Raw genomic sequence first — 13,644 nt, 5'->3', positions numbered from 1 at the left:
AATGAGATGAATGAAAATGAGATTTCAAAAGTTATATTTGATTCCGGATTAAAAGTTCATCGCCAACTTGGAGCTGGACTTTTAGAAAGCGCATACGAAGAATGTCTGTACTATGAGTTACAGAAATCCGGATTGCTAATCGAAAAACAGAAACCAATGCCATTAATTTATGATGATATAAAACTTAACATTGGCTATAGGATTGATTTATTGGTTGAGAGAAAAGTTGTTGTTGAAATAAAATCCGTAGAATCATTAAATGAAATTCATATTGCTCAAGTTTTAACGTATTTAAAATTAAGCAATTGCAAGTTGGGTTTATTGATTAATTTTAACTCAGTTTTATTTAAAAATGGTGTTAAAAGATTAATCAACGGAACGATATAAAATTTAGAATAACCATTGTGAACATTGTGTATAACTTTGTAAACTTCGGGGTTTATTAACCACAAAGAACACAAAGGTTTTAAAACAAAGAGCGCAAAAAGAAAATGTAAAAATTTATTTCGTGAACCTTGTGAAAACCTTTGTGCCCTTTGTGGTAAAAAAAAGAAAACAAAATGCAGTCTAAAGAAAATTTAATTTGTACAGAAGAAGTCCGCGTAAGATTCAACGAAACAGATCCGTTGGGAATTGTCTGGCATGGACATTACATCGTGTATTTTGAAGACGGAAGAGAAGCTTTCGGAAGACAGCACGGTTTGACGTATCTTGATATTCAGAAAGCAGGTTACGTTACACCGATCGTAAAAAGCACCTGTGAACATTTTCTTCCTTTAAAATACGGGGAAACCTTTAAAATTGTAACCACTTTTGTTAATTCAAATTCTGCAAAATTGATTTACAGATACGAGCTTTTTAACGAAGACAATAAATTGGTCTGCTCAGGAGAAACCATTCAGGTTTTCCTAGATTCTGACAATAATTTATGTTTGTATAATCCTGATTTTTTTCAGGCCTGGAAAGATAAAATGGGATTATCATGAAGAAGGAAGTTTACATTACAGATTACAACTGCGTCACGCCTTTAGGTTTTGATGTTTCTTCAAATTGGAATGCTCTTTTGGAAGGAAAATCTGGAGTAGCTTTACATAAGATCATAGAAAATCAGGAGCCTTTTTATGCTTCTATGATTGATTCGGAAAAATTGAATGAAGAGTTTAATGAATTCTTCGACAGAGCTCAAAATGACAATTTGGAATTCACACGACTTGAAAAAATGTTTTTATTAAGTTTAAAACCTTTGGTTGAAAAACATCAGATTTCAGAAGAAACGGTTTTTATTTTATCAACTACAAAAGGAAATATCAGCTTATTAAAAAATCAGGAAACTTTACCGGAAGGCGTTTTCCTTTCAAACTTGGCTCAAAAAATTGCTGACTTTTTCGGATTTAAAACAAAACCGATTGTGGTTTCTAATGCCTGTGTTTCAGGAGTTATGGCGATTGCTGTTGCGAAAAATATGATCCAGGCAGGAAAATATAAAGATGCTTTTGTCATTGCCGGAGATGAAATTTCGGAATTTGTGATTTCTGGTTTCAATTCTTTTCAGGCGATCGGAACAGAAATTTGTAAACCCTACGACAAAAATCGTGACGGAATTAACATCGGTGAAGCAACTGCAGCGGTTTATATTACTAGTCAATGCGAGGAACGAAGTGACGAAGCAATCTCAAACGAAAAATTTAGTTTTAAAGTTTTAGGAGATTCAGCAATTAACGATGCGAACCATATTTCGGGACCATCAAGAACCGGTGAAGGATTGTTTGCAAGCATTAAAAATGCAATGACAGAAGCCAATATCCCGACAGAAAAAATTGATTTTATTTCTGCACACGGAACAGCAACAATATATAACGACGAAATGGAAGCCATCGCTTTCAATAGAATGAACTTGCAGAATGTTCCATTAAATAGTATGAAAGGCTATTACGGACACTGTTTAGGAGCTTCCGGGTTATTGGAAAGCATCATTTCAATGGAATCTGCCTTGAACAATACTTTAATACCATCTAAAAATTTCGAAGAAACGGGGACTTCCCAACCTTTGAATATTATTAAAGAAAACCAACCTGCGGAAATTAAATATATTTTGAAAACGGCCTCAGGTTTTGGTGGTTGTAATGCTGCAATTGTTTTAGAAAAATGCTAAATGGAAACGATGAAGAAAACAGACATCTGCACCGTAGAAAATTCAAAAATAATTCTCAACAACGAAATTATCTTTGAAACTAAAACTGAAAATTTTTCAGATTTTGTAAAAGAAGCTTACAAAAGTTTAGAATTGAATTATCCGAAATTTCATAAAATGGATAATTTGAGTAAACTCGCTTTTTTAGCTTCTGAAATGATTTTAAAAAATGAAGAACACAGCAGGACAGCTTTGGTTTTTGCTAACAAATCATCAAGTTTAGATACCGATTTTAAATATCAGGAAAGCATCAATTCTCAGGAAAATTATTTCCCGAGCCCTGCCGTTTTTGTGTATACGTTACCTAATATTTGCGTTGGGGAAATCAGTATTAAACATAAAATGCAGACAGAGAATGCTTTTTTTGTTTTGGATGAATTTGATGAACAATTTTTAAACGATTACTCAGAACAGATTTTACAGTCAGGCAAGGCTGATAAAGTATTGTGTGGCTGGGTAGAACTCTATCAAGAAAGTTATAATGCTTTCGTATATTTGCTGACATTATAAATTTGAGAATTTGAAAATGTGCTGATTTGAGAATGTAAAATCATGTCAATAAAGCACAACAATTATTTATCAGAATATTTTTAGTTTAAATTCAATATCTGATTAATATATTTTCAAATTGTCTCATTAACATATTTTCAAATTAATTTTATGGAAAACTTAAGAGAAGAATTAAAGCACAAAATCATCGAAGTTCTTAATTTAGAAGACGTTGCAGTAGAAGAAATCAAAGATACGGATCCGTTATTTGGAGGAGGTCTTGGATTGGATTCTATCGATGCGCTGGAATTGATCGTGCTTTTGGATAAAGAATACGGAATCAAATTAGCCGATCCGAAAAAAGGGAAAGAAATTTTCTCTTCGATCGACACCATGGCGAAATTCATTGAAGAAAACAGAACGAAATAATTCAATCTGGCAATGTAACAATTTACCAGTGTAACAATATTTGTACATCGGTAAATTGTTACATTGTTACATTATAAAATAAGATGGGTCAAAAAATTGCCATAACAGGAATGGGCATCATTTCCGCTATTGGAAACAATGTGGAGGAAAATTTGAATTCGTTAAAATCCGGAAAACATGGGATTTCAGACATTAGCTTGTTTGAGACTCGTCATGTTGGAAATATTAAAACGGGCGAAATCAAATTGTCTAATGAAGAACTTGTGAAAAAACTTCAGCTAAAAGAAGATAATAACGCTACAAGAACTGCTTTATTAGGAATGGTTGCCGCAAAAGAAGCCGTAGAAAGTGCTGGGATTTCCGACATTAATGAATATAAAACCGGCCTGATTTCTTCAACAAGCGTTGGCGGAATGGACATCACCGAAAAATATTTCTACACCTACGAAGACTTCCCTGAAAAGCAAAAATATATTGATGCTCACGATGCAGGAAACTCATCATTACTGATTGCAGATTATTTAGGCCTAAAAGGCATGGTTTCAACAATCAGTACGGCTTGTTCGTCTGCAGCCAATGCCATTATGATGGGTGCAAAACTCATTAAAAACGGTGTTTTAGACCGAGTGATTGTTGGTGGAACCGATTCCCTTTCAAAATTTACGTTAAATGGTTTTAATACGTTAATGATTTTAACGGATTCTTACAATACCCCTTTCGACAACAATAGAAAAGGGCTAAATCTTGGTGAAGCTGCCGCTTTCATCGTTTTAGAATCTGATGAAATCGTGAAAAAAGAAAATAAAAAAGTCATCGGTTATCTTTCCGGATATGGAAACGCGAACGATGCACATCACCAGACTGCATCTTCGGAAAACGGGCAGGGAGCTTATTTAGCAATGGAAAAAGCCTTGAAAGTTTCCGGTTTAGATAAAGAAAATATTGATTATATCAATGTTCACGGAACGGCAACTCCGAATAATGATTTGTCCGAAGGAATTGCGATGATCAGAATTTTTGGAGAAAACAATGTTCCTGAATTTAGTTCTACGAAAGCTTTTACAGGCCATACTTTGGCCGCAGCGGCGGGGATTGAAGCGGTGTATTCTTTATTGGCCATTCAAAATAATTTGATTTTTCCAAATCTGAATTTTAAAACTAAAATGGAAGAATTTGATTTAACGCCTGTGACGGAACTCAAAGAGAAAAATATTAACCATGTTCTTTCCAATTCGTTTGGTTTTGGAGGAAATTGTTCAACTTTAATTTTCTCAAAATCATGAGTGCAGTTTACATCAACAGTGCAGCCTGCATCTCGGTTCAGGACACTTTAAATGAAAATTTTTTCCATAATCTTAAGCCTGAAAATTCATCTCAGGTTCTAAAAACTATTGAACCTAATTACAAAGAGTTCATTCCGCCTGCAGCAAGCAGAAGAATGTCTAAAACCGTAAAAATGAGTTCTGTAGCTTCACAATATGCTTTAAAGGAAGCCGGAATTGAAAATCCCGATGCGATTATCGTCGGAACCGGAATGGGCTGTTCTCAGGATTCTGAAAAATTTTTAAAAAATGTAATTGATAATCATGAAGAGTTTCTGACTCCGACCTATTTTATTCAATCTACACACAATACGGTTGCGGGGCAAATTGCTTTAGGCTTGCAATGCCATGCGTATAATTTCACGTATGTGAATACTTCCTCATCACTTGAATTTTCATTTTTAGATGCAAAATTACAGATTAATGACGGTGAAGCAGAAAACATTTTGGCAGGTTCTACAGATGAACAAACCGACCGAACAATGGAATTGTACAAATTAAACAAAACCATTAAAAAAGAAGAAAATCTTCCTGTTGATTATCTGAACTCAACAACAGATGGTGTCATTTGGGGAGAAGGCGCAAGTTTTTTTGTTTTAGGAAAAGATAAAACAGAAAGTTCTTATGCTCAGTTGAAAGATATTCAAATAAGCAGCAGATTAGATTTAGATGAAACTCAGCAATTTATTGAAGATTTTTTAGTTAAAAACAGATTAACTTCAAATGATATTGATGCTGTAATTTTAGGTTTCAGCGGAGATGCAAAATCTGATGTTTATTATACAAAATCAATGAATTTATTTGAAAACTCAGCGTTGTTGTATTACAAACATTTGAGTGGAGAATTCAATACAGCAAGTGGTTTTTCAACGTTTATGGCTTGTCATATTTTGAAAAATCAGGAGATTCCGGAAGTGATGATGATTAATTCAGTGAAGAAGGAGAAAGTGAAAAATATTTTGCTTTATAATCATCTTGGCGGAAATGATCATAGTTTGGTTTTGTTGGGGAGAGTATAATAATGAACTGAGATAAAACCTAACAGGCTTGGACGCAAATACGTAAATCCAAAATAATAAAAAGATGAAACATTATCCATTTATTCTATTTTATCTTTTCTGCAACGTTTTTATTTATGCGTTTCACGGAGGTTTTTGGGTGTATTTATTTTGTTTTTTGATGTTTTCCGCAGTTGTTGTTTGGGGTTCTTTTGATATTGAATTAGGATATTTTGTCAACAGCATTACGCATAAAAGAACGAAAATCAAGGAAATAGCATTAACTTTTGATGATGGTCCTACTGAATTTACCCCAAAGTTTTTGGATATTCTAAAAGAAAATAATGTAAAAGCAACATTTTTCTGCATCGGAAAACAGATTGAAAAATATCCGGAAATCTTTCAAAGAATTGTTGCAGAAGGTCATACGATCGGAAATCACACTTTTTCACATTCGAACGCGACAGGTTTTTTATCGACTTCAAAAATGGTTGAAGAGATTGAAAAATGTGATGACATCATGTTGAAAATTGGAAATTTAAAAACCAGTTTATATCGTCCGCCTTTCGGAGTTACCAATCCGAATATTGCAAAAGCCATCAAAAAAACTCACAAAAAAAGTATCGGATGGAATGTTCGTTCCTTAGACACAATTACAGAAGATGAGAAAAAAATTTACCGAAAAGTTACTAAGGGGTTAAAAAAAGGAAGCATTATTCTTCTTCATGATACTTCAAAAAAAACGTATAATGTTTTGGTGGATTTATTAGTATTTTTGAAAGATAAAAATTATTCAACTTTTACGGTTGATTCAATGATAAAAAATCAAAAAAATGATTAAAAATATTGCTTTCCTCGCCTATTTATTAGTTTCCAGCTTCTTTTTTGCACAAAATACAGCAATGTCGGGAGCAGAAGCAAAGACATTTGTCACTAAAATTTCGTCGGAAACCAAACAGATCAAAACACTACAAAGCGATTTTACCCAAACCAAAAAAATGGACTTTTTGGATAAAAACATCGTAACCTACGGAAAAATGTCTTTAAAATCACCTAATATATTGAGCTGGAAGTATACAAAGCCTTATCAGTATAGCATTGTTTTCAAGGACAATAAAATTTTCATCAATGATCAGGGGAAAAAATCTTCCGTTGATGCGAAAAGTAAAACATTTGAGAAAATCAATAAACTGATTGTTGGAAGTTCAAACGGACAAATGTTTAATGATCCTGAATTTTCTGTAACGTATCTGAAAAATGCCAATTTTAATATTGCAAAATTTACTCCGAAATCATCTCAATTGCTGAAATATATTAAGCAGATCGAATTGAGTTTTCCGAAAGGACAATCAACGGTTTCGCAGGTTAACATGACGGAAGCTTCGGGAGATACAACGAATATTGTTTTCAAAAACACCAAGATCAATGCGCCGATTGCTGCTTCAGAATTCAGTTTATAGCCTGATTTTCTTACTGTTCGTTTCGTGTAAGACATACAAATTAACGGATGTAAAACCTGTTTCCAATTCTGAAAAAACGGTTGAAAATTTATATTTTTCTTCCAACGAAGATTATGTTTATAAATGTCAGATGGATATTTATAAAAATCATGTCAGCGGAATTTTAATATTAAAGAAAATTAACGAAACGACGCATCGTGTTGTCCTCACTTCAGATTTCGGAAATAAATTAATCGATTTTGAAATTTCGGATGATGATTTTAAGCTGAATTATGTTCTTCCTGATTTAGACAAAAAAATCGTCATCAACTTTTTAAAGAACGACTTTCAACAGCTTTTAAAAAAAGAATATCCTGTGACTGAAAGCTTTGAAAATGAGAATTCGAAAATTTATCTTTCTAAAGTTGATAAAAAAATCTATTATTTATTCTTTAACAAAGAAAATGGTTTATTGAAACAAATCATTTACACGAAAAATAATAAGGAAAAAATCGACTTTACTTTTGATGCAAAAAAACATATCTTCGCGGATAGTATCGATCTTCAACACAAAGATTTCAAGATCAATATAAAACTATTCCAAATAACCGAAACAGAATAATTTCATGAAAAAAATAATATTTTTATTCATTATACTGATTTCAAGTTTATCATTTGCGCAGGTTACTTTCACTCCGGGAATAAGAGGAGGAGCTAATTTCGCTAAGTTTACAGAAAATGATGGTGGACTTTACAACTGGTTTGAAGCAAGTGATGAGTATTGGGCCAATGAAGAAAAAGTAAAAACAAGCTATATTGCAGATTTTTATGTGGGAGTATTCGGCAACATTCGCATTTCTAAACTGTATGCTTTGCAGCCGGAAATCAATTACTCCAGACAAGGAAGCATTATGAAAACGAGTACTCAGGAAGTGAAGTCTGAGCTTTCCTATCTTTCACTTCAGGCAGTTAACAAATTTTATTTTCATAATTTTAACTTGCATGCTGGTCTCAGTATAGATATTTTGATCAGTGATAAAAATTTTGATCCTTACAATAAAAAGAATACAGATCTTGGAGTTCTGGTAGGTCTGGGATACGATATTACCAAAAATTTTGGTATTGAAGCCAGATTTAAAAAAGGACTGATTTCCCAGATAAAAACAACGAGTGAAGATCATACCAATTTACTTTTCCAGACAGGAATTTACTATACTTTTAACACGAAAAAATAATTATGCAGACTATCCTCGCAGACTTTTATACTTTACAATCATACGAACAGGCGGAAAACGGAAGTTATATTGCCAACATTTCCCTTAATAAAGATCATGATATTTTCAAGGGACATTTCCCGGGAAATCCTGTGACACCGGGAGTTTGCATGATGCAGATCGTAAAAGAACTTTCTGAAGAATTCACCGGGTCGCCTTTATTTTTAAAAACAGCATCCAACGTGAAATTTATGGCGATCATTAACCCGTTTGAAACACCGGACCTGAAACTGCAACTCGATATCACTCAGACCGAAGAAGAAGTGAAAGTGAAAAATACGACATCTTTTGGCGAGACTATTGCATTAAAAATGTCAGTAAACTACCAAAAAACAGCAAAATGAAGCTAATTTTTTCATTCTTAACGACTTTTATTCTTTTTTTCCAATCGGATCTTGAATCTTTGAGAGAAAGCTATGCAAAGGCAAATTCGTCCAATGCAAATACGGAGGCATTTATCAATATTGCGGAAAAAGCATCCGGATCAGACGTTATAATTCAGGGCTATAAAGCTGCAGCCCAGATTATGGAAGCCAAAATTACCAAGAACAACAGAAAAGCTTTGGTAAAATCCGGAGCAACAAGTCTTGAAGCCATTATTAAAAGTAATCCGAACAACGCCGAACTGAGAGTGATCCGAATGAGTGTCCAGGAAAATATTCCCAAAATCGTAGGATATAATAAAAATCTGAAAGAAGATAAAACTTTTATTCTAAATAATTATTCAAAGCAAAATTCTGCACTGAAAACATACATCAGAAAATTTGCTATGCAGTCTAAAACGATGACCGCAGCAGAAAAAAATTCATTAAAATAATCGAATGACCCTGCCTGAAGTACAAAATGCAATCGCTGAAAAAAAGATCTGCGTTTTAATTCCTACTTACAATAATGAAAAAACTCTGAAAAGAGTGATCGACGGTGTTTTAGAATACACAGAAAATATCATTATTGTCAACGACGGCTCTACCGATTCCACAAAGGAGATTTTAAGCCAATATCCTCAAATTGACGTCATCAACTTGCCTGAGAACAGAGGAAAAGGAAACGGCTTGAAAACCGGCTTCAGAAAGGCTAAGAAATCAGGTTATAACTATGCGATAACGATTGATTCCGACGGACAGCATTATCCCGATGATATTCCTGTTTTTGTAGAAGCTTTGCATAATGAAAGGGAAGATGTTTTATTAATTGGAAACCGAAACATGTCTCAGGACGGAATTCCAAAGAAAAGCAACTTTGGAAACCGTTTTTCTAACTTTTGGTTCTGGTTTGAGACAGGAATTAAGCTTGAAGATACGCAATCCGGTTACCGACTGTATCCTTTACACAGAATTCCTAAAAAATATTTTACCCCGAAATTCGAATTCGAGATTGAAATTATTGTACGGACAGCGTGGCGACACGTTCAAGTGAAAAATGTTCCCGTAAAAGTTCTGTACGATCCTGCGGAAAGGGTTTCTCATTTCAGGCCTTTTAAAGATTTTACGAGGATCAGCATTCTTAATACCATCTTGGTAACGATCACTTTGCTTTACATTATTCCGCGAAATTTCGTGAATAATTTCAAAAAAAAAAGCTTTAAAAGATTCATCAAAGAAGATGTTTTAGAAAGCGACGGAAGCAACCGTACAAAGGCTTTTTCAATTGCTCTGGGTGTTTTTATAGGACTATCTCCTTTCTGGGGATTTCAGACCTTACTGGTAATTTCTTTAGCCGTTCTTTTTAAACTGAATAAAGTATTGGCTTTTGTGGCTTCCAATGTGAGCTTACCTCCGTTTATTCCTTTTATTATTGCGGCTTCATTGTTTTTAGGAGCTCCGTTTGTGAGTGGAAACAGCGATATTTTTAGTCAGGAACTGAATTTCGATCTGGTGAAAAACAATCTTCTTCAATATGTGATCGGAAGTATGATCTTAGCAAGTACAGCTTCGGTTATTTCTGGTATTGCAACGTTTTTGTTTTTGAACCGGGTAAGTCCGGAGATTAGCTGATTTTTCTCGTTATTGGATTCAAGGTTTCGGCGGCGGCTTTGCCGCCGCCGAAACAAAAAAACTACCTCAATTTCCTTAACGTTTTCTTCAAATATCTTTCCACATTTTCTTTATCTGGAATGGTTGTAATCTCTTTATTCAAAGCTTTTTCAAATTCTGTTTTTGCTTTGGAATATTCTTTTTTATTAAAATAATATTTTCCGGATTGATAATACACCAGCCAAAAATCAGGATTTAAAGACTGGTAATAAGGCAGAAAATCATCCGTAAGCATTACATCTTTATCATCAGTTGCATGATTCACTTCAGAGCTGGCAAATTTATACTCTTCATAGTTTTCAAATTCCTTAGAATCTACGAAAGGATCTTTTGCTATGTTTAAGTTTGAATTTGCAAACTCTCCGCTCTTCAATCTTTTGTCGGAAAAAATCTCATTAAGGTCATAACAGACAAACTCTCCCAACTGATACGGATTTGAAGACACCCAAACCAGCTTTTTCTGAGGCGAAAAAATCACCGCGTGATGCGCTAAAAGTTGGTTGATCGCCTTTTCGTTTCCATAACCGATCTTTTCTCCTTTCAAGCCTGATTTATTTCTTAAAATCGCAGCCATTTTCTCAGGATTAAGTTTATTCTCCTGCAAAAGCTCCTGTAATTTTTCATAACGATATTTAGAATGGCTTTCTGTAATATGCTTCTGATTTCTCTTGTCATTTTTGTAAGCATCCGACTGGAAATGATTCGTACAAAAAACACGGCTTGTATTTTCCACTTTGTACACTCCAAAATTATCCGGAGAGACTTCAATAATTACCGCATTCTTATCATTCGCGCTTCCCACCAAAATCGATTCTGAAACGAAAACTTTCCGCTTTTTGGCAATGGCAATCGCTTCATCAATGTTTTTGGCGTATTGTAAAATCTCTCTTGTTACCAGAGAAATCGGCGTTTTTGCCGTCAACGGAATTTTAGATTTTCCGGCATTGATCGTCACCGTAATTCCTTCCTTATTCATTCCCGAAACAACACCGATCATTCCCGGCCAGCTTACGGACATAAAAGGAAATCCTTCTTCCGGCTCTACAAATTCAATCAATTTATTTTTAGCAAAATCATCGCCTACGTAAAAGTCAAAATTTCTACCGATCAGCAGATCTCCATCCTCTGTATTTTCATTCCAAACCGCGAGAGAAGTACAGCCAACTACCATCAGATCTTGCATCGCGTGACCAATATCATGAGCTCCGTGCAAATACATACTTCTCAAAAATTTCGGAGCAATAAAATCATATTTATCCGACGAATACTGAGATAGACCGTACAATTCTGCCTGATAATCTTCACGGACATTCAAATACATTTTCCGGTTATACCATTTTAGAAAACCGCGCAATAAATTTTGCTTAAACTTTGACGGTACAAAACCTTCCACTTTTGAAAAGAAAATTTCTTCCTGCTTCTGCATCAGACTCTGTGTCAAAGCTCCGTTATTATAACCCAGTTGTAACGGATTTCCTTTAATATACAATTCCCAAAGCTGCTGTTTATTTTTAGTTAAATAATTCTGATTAAAACTAAAAGTAGAATCATTGATTCTGTTGACTTTCGGAATTTCAATCGAATATTGTTTTACATCGGGAACATGTTTGATGGATTTTCTTATTCCACAAGATGTGAGGATAAGGCTAAAGTTTAGGGCTAGAAAAATTAACATCAAAACTCTGTCATTTCGACGAAGGAAATCTGATCTTAACATTTTAGATTCTTCATTTCGCTTCGCTTCATTCAGAATGACAGGAGGCTGCATATTATTTTTCTTTTTCACTTTTTATTAGTCATTTGTGTTAATCTTTCATCAACTACCTCTTTCCCTAAAATCTCAGCGCAGGTATTGAAAGCACCGATTGTACAGCCCAAAATTCCGTGCATATTGACAGATTGTCCAGTAAGAAAGAGGTTGTTGATCTTCGTCCTTGGAGACACCATTGTCTTTAAAGGATTTTCTGAGGTCTTTGCATATCCGTACATATTACCGTTAAAACTTCCGATGTAATCCCGATAAGATAAAGGAGAAGAAGTATACACTTTTTTTATGGATTGCTTTAAGTCAGGGATCTTTTTTTCGAGAGCTGCAATCATCTTTTCTGCCTTTTCAAACTTAAATTGTTCATACAATTGTCCTCTTTCATGTTCGTCCGCAACTGTATTGAAAGTTTTTTCCCAATCTTTTACCTCATCAAAATCCATATAGGAAATTGCAGTTAAACTTTCTGCAAATTCAGGATGATGTTTAGATGGTGTTGTGGAAAGCATATAGGTTTCCGGCCATGAATTTTTCTCATATCGATGGGCATTCCAAACCAGTTCTTCTGATGAATAGTGGTAAATATTATAATCATAGTTTGGAACTGAATTAGGCTTAAGTACCAAATACACGCTGAAACAAGAAGAAACCGGTTCCCAACTCAGAACACGGTTTAAAAAAGATTTTTTCAGCCGTTCTTTTCCAATTAATGCAATCAGTGACCGGATTTCAATATTCGAAATAAATTTTTTAGCAAAATATTCTTTTCCTGATTTTATCTTCACTGAAGTTAAAATATTGCCTTCATTAAAAATCATTTCAGAAACTTCAGAATGCCGATGAATTTCGGCACCGTATTCACGGAGTTTTTTCACCAAAAGCTTTGAAATCTGGCTGCCTCCTTTAATACATTTATAAGCGCTTTGGATATAGGAATTCACCGTCAATGCATGTACATAAAAAGGAGTATTTTCGGAATCTCCGGCATAAAGAAAATTAGATCCGAGGAATACCGACTGCAACTTTTTATTCGAAGTTATAGATTCTATAAACCTTCTTGTATTTAAGTGGAGAATTTCCTCGTTGTAATTGTCTTTTCCTACGACATTATATCTTGGAAAATAATTACAGATTTCCTGGATTTCCTGACAATACGTCTCCAAATTCTGTCTTTCTTCAGGAAAAAAATGAGCCAATTGGTTGACAAAATTTTCGTAGCCCTGTGCATGAGGATATTCCGTTCCATCTTCTCCAAAGGTAATTTTATCATATCCATCTTCATTCATTTTATGAAGCTGGAGTTCATCCATAATTTCCAGATACGAGAAAAAGCGGTTAAGATTCTGACCTTCTGAAAGTCCACCGATATAATGAACACCGGTATCAAAGATTAGTTTGTCCCTCGAAAAGGTTTGCAAATTTCCTCCAAACTGATTATTTTTTTCCAACACACACACTTTCTGCCCTTCTTTAGCCAGAATAAGAGCCGAAACAAGACCTCCCAATCCGCTTCCGATCACAAGTATGTCAAATTCTTTTTTCAAGAGAAAATTAATTGTTAAGAAATTTAGAAATAATTCTATTTAACGCAAAGTCTGCAAAGTTTTTTTACCAACCGACTGTTTTTAAAAACGCAAAGGTGTTAACACTCAGCAAAGTAAAACTTAGTCTAAGAAAACCAAAGCAAAAATGGAATAATTCCTA

At 34.3% G+C, this 13,644-nt stretch carries 16 protein-coding genes; 14 read left to right on the top strand and 2 right to left on the bottom strand.

All coding sequences use genetic code 11. The annotated features are described in order from the left end of the window. Positions 1–6: 6 nt before the first annotated feature. From CLV73_RS15805 to CLV73_RS15740, 14 genes are all read left to right on the top strand, one after another. Positions 7–387 carry a GxxExxY protein gene (locus CLV73_RS15805; RefSeq protein ID WP_100377816.1) on the top strand — a complete coding sequence of 127 codons (381 nt, stop codon included), beginning with the start codon at positions 7–9 and terminating at the stop codon, positions 385–387. 173 nt (positions 388–560) lie between these two features. Next, positions 561–986, top strand: a complete 426-nt coding sequence (locus CLV73_RS15800) for an acyl-CoA thioesterase (protein WP_100377815.1) — start codon at positions 561–563, stop codon at positions 984–986. Next, a complete protein-coding gene (locus CLV73_RS15795) occupies positions 983–2,152 on the top strand; it encodes a beta-ketoacyl synthase N-terminal-like domain-containing protein (RefSeq protein ID WP_100377814.1) in 1,170 nt (389 codons plus the stop codon). The genes CLV73_RS15800 and CLV73_RS15795 overlap by 4 nt, the downstream gene beginning before the upstream one ends. 9 nt (positions 2,153–2,161) lie before the next feature. After that, the gene (locus CLV73_RS15790; RefSeq protein ID WP_100377896.1) at positions 2,162–2,701 is read left to right on the top strand and encodes a 3-oxoacyl-ACP synthase; all 540 of its coding nucleotides are present in this window, start codon (positions 2,162–2,164) and stop codon (positions 2,699–2,701) included. A gap of 150 nt (positions 2,702–2,851) precedes the next feature. Beyond that, positions 2,852–3,109: a phosphopantetheine-binding protein gene (locus CLV73_RS15785; RefSeq protein ID WP_034672593.1), complete on the top strand. Its 258-nt coding sequence runs from the start codon at positions 2,852–2,854 to the stop codon at positions 3,107–3,109. 83 nt (positions 3,110–3,192) lie between these two features. Further along, a complete protein-coding gene (locus CLV73_RS15780; protein WP_100377813.1) occupies positions 3,193–4,392 on the top strand; it encodes a beta-ketoacyl-[acyl-carrier-protein] synthase family protein in 1,200 nt (399 codons plus the stop codon). Further along, the gene (locus CLV73_RS15775; protein ID WP_100377812.1) at positions 4,389–5,450 is read left to right on the top strand and encodes a beta-ketoacyl synthase N-terminal-like domain-containing protein; all 1,062 of its coding nucleotides are present in this window, start codon (positions 4,389–4,391) and stop codon (positions 5,448–5,450) included. The genes CLV73_RS15780 and CLV73_RS15775 overlap by 4 nt, the downstream gene beginning before the upstream one ends. Positions 5,451–5,514: 64 nt before the next feature. Beyond that, complete coding sequence (locus CLV73_RS15770) at positions 5,515–6,270, top strand: polysaccharide deacetylase family protein (RefSeq protein ID WP_100377811.1); 756 nt, start codon at positions 5,515–5,517, stop codon at positions 6,268–6,270. After that, positions 6,263–6,889 (top strand): LolA family protein, encoded by a 627-nt coding sequence (locus CLV73_RS15765; protein WP_100377810.1) that lies wholly within the window; start codon positions 6,263–6,265, stop codon positions 6,887–6,889. The genes CLV73_RS15770 and CLV73_RS15765 overlap by 8 nt, the downstream gene beginning before the upstream one ends. Continuing rightward, a complete protein-coding gene (locus CLV73_RS15760) occupies positions 6,855–7,490 on the top strand; it encodes a hypothetical protein (protein WP_100377809.1) in 636 nt (211 codons plus the stop codon). Before CLV73_RS15765 ends, CLV73_RS15760 begins: the two co-directional genes overlap by 35 nt. A 4-nt stretch (positions 7,491–7,494) precedes the next feature. Further along, positions 7,495–8,103 carry an outer membrane beta-barrel protein gene (locus tag CLV73_RS15755; protein WP_100377808.1) on the top strand — a complete coding sequence of 203 codons (609 nt, stop codon included), beginning with the start codon at positions 7,495–7,497 and terminating at the stop codon, positions 8,101–8,103. Positions 8,104–8,105: 2 nt separating this feature from the next. Then, positions 8,106–8,486, top strand: a complete 381-nt coding sequence (locus tag CLV73_RS15750; RefSeq protein WP_100377807.1) for a 3-hydroxyacyl-ACP dehydratase — start codon at positions 8,106–8,108, stop codon at positions 8,484–8,486. After that, complete coding sequence (locus CLV73_RS15745) at positions 8,483–8,959, top strand: hypothetical protein (RefSeq protein ID WP_100377806.1); 477 nt, start codon at positions 8,483–8,485, stop codon at positions 8,957–8,959. Before CLV73_RS15750 ends, CLV73_RS15745 begins: the two co-directional genes overlap by 4 nt. Positions 8,960–8,963: 4 nt before the next feature. Then, a complete protein-coding gene (locus CLV73_RS15740; protein WP_100377805.1) occupies positions 8,964–10,136 on the top strand; it encodes a DUF2062 domain-containing protein in 1,173 nt (390 codons plus the stop codon). Between the two features lie 61 nt (positions 10,137–10,197). Here the strand turns inward: CLV73_RS15740 and CLV73_RS15735 are convergent, their stop codons facing one another. Both CLV73_RS15735 and CLV73_RS15730 read right to left on the bottom strand, forming a co-directional pair. After that, a complete protein-coding gene (locus tag CLV73_RS15735; RefSeq protein WP_169925775.1) occupies positions 10,198–11,850 on the bottom strand; it encodes a C45 family autoproteolytic acyltransferase/hydolase in 1,653 nt (550 codons plus the stop codon). Between the two features lie 107 nt (positions 11,851–11,957). Continuing rightward, complete coding sequence (locus CLV73_RS15730) at positions 11,958–13,484, bottom strand: phytoene desaturase family protein (RefSeq protein ID WP_100377804.1); 1,527 nt, start codon at positions 13,482–13,484, stop codon at positions 11,958–11,960. Positions 13,485–13,644 lie beyond the last annotated feature (160 nt).

This window comes from Chryseobacterium geocarposphaerae, from assembly GCF_002797535.1.
In the GTDB taxonomy this organism is placed as follows: Bacteria; Bacteroidota; Bacteroidia; order Flavobacteriales; family Weeksellaceae; genus Chryseobacterium; species Chryseobacterium geocarposphaerae.
The sequence above is the reverse complement of the archived record's forward strand: the minus strand, read 5'-3'. Positions and strand labels throughout refer to the sequence as shown.

Excerpts from the sequence above, each read along its gene's own strand:
- CLV73_RS15805 (WP_100377816.1), top strand. The coding sequence starts at position 7 with ATGAATGAAAATGAGATTTCAAAAGTTATATTTGATTCCGGATTAAAA.
- CLV73_RS15800 (WP_100377815.1), top strand. The coding sequence starts at position 561 with ATGCAGTCTAAAGAAAATTTAATTTGTACAGAAGAAGTCCGCGTAAGA.
- CLV73_RS15795 (WP_100377814.1), top strand. The coding sequence starts at position 983 with ATGAAGAAGGAAGTTTACATTACAGATTACAACTGCGTCACGCCTTTA.
- CLV73_RS15790 (WP_100377896.1), top strand. The coding sequence starts at position 2,162 with ATGAAGAAAACAGACATCTGCACCGTAGAAAATTCAAAAATAATTCTC.
- CLV73_RS15785 (WP_034672593.1), top strand. The coding sequence starts at position 2,852 with ATGGAAAACTTAAGAGAAGAATTAAAGCACAAAATCATCGAAGTTCTT.
- CLV73_RS15780 (WP_100377813.1), top strand. The coding sequence starts at position 3,193 with ATGGGTCAAAAAATTGCCATAACAGGAATGGGCATCATTTCCGCTATT.
- CLV73_RS15775 (WP_100377812.1), top strand. The coding sequence starts at position 4,389 with ATGAGTGCAGTTTACATCAACAGTGCAGCCTGCATCTCGGTTCAGGAC.
- CLV73_RS15770 (WP_100377811.1), top strand. The coding sequence starts at position 5,515 with ATGAAACATTATCCATTTATTCTATTTTATCTTTTCTGCAACGTTTTT.
- CLV73_RS15765 (WP_100377810.1), top strand. The coding sequence starts at position 6,263 with ATGATTAAAAATATTGCTTTCCTCGCCTATTTATTAGTTTCCAGCTTC.
- CLV73_RS15760 (WP_100377809.1), top strand. The coding sequence starts at position 6,855 with ATGCGCCGATTGCTGCTTCAGAATTCAGTTTATAGCCTGATTTTCTTA.
- CLV73_RS15755 (WP_100377808.1), top strand. The coding sequence starts at position 7,495 with ATGAAAAAAATAATATTTTTATTCATTATACTGATTTCAAGTTTATCA.
- CLV73_RS15750 (WP_100377807.1), top strand. The coding sequence starts at position 8,106 with ATGCAGACTATCCTCGCAGACTTTTATACTTTACAATCATACGAACAG.
- CLV73_RS15745 (WP_100377806.1), top strand. The coding sequence starts at position 8,483 with ATGAAGCTAATTTTTTCATTCTTAACGACTTTTATTCTTTTTTTCCAA.
- CLV73_RS15740 (WP_100377805.1), top strand. The coding sequence starts at position 8,964 with ATGACCCTGCCTGAAGTACAAAATGCAATCGCTGAAAAAAAGATCTGC.
- CLV73_RS15735 (WP_169925775.1), bottom strand. The coding sequence starts at position 11,850 with ATGTTAATTTTTCTAGCCCTAAACTTTAGCCTTATCCTCACATCTTGT.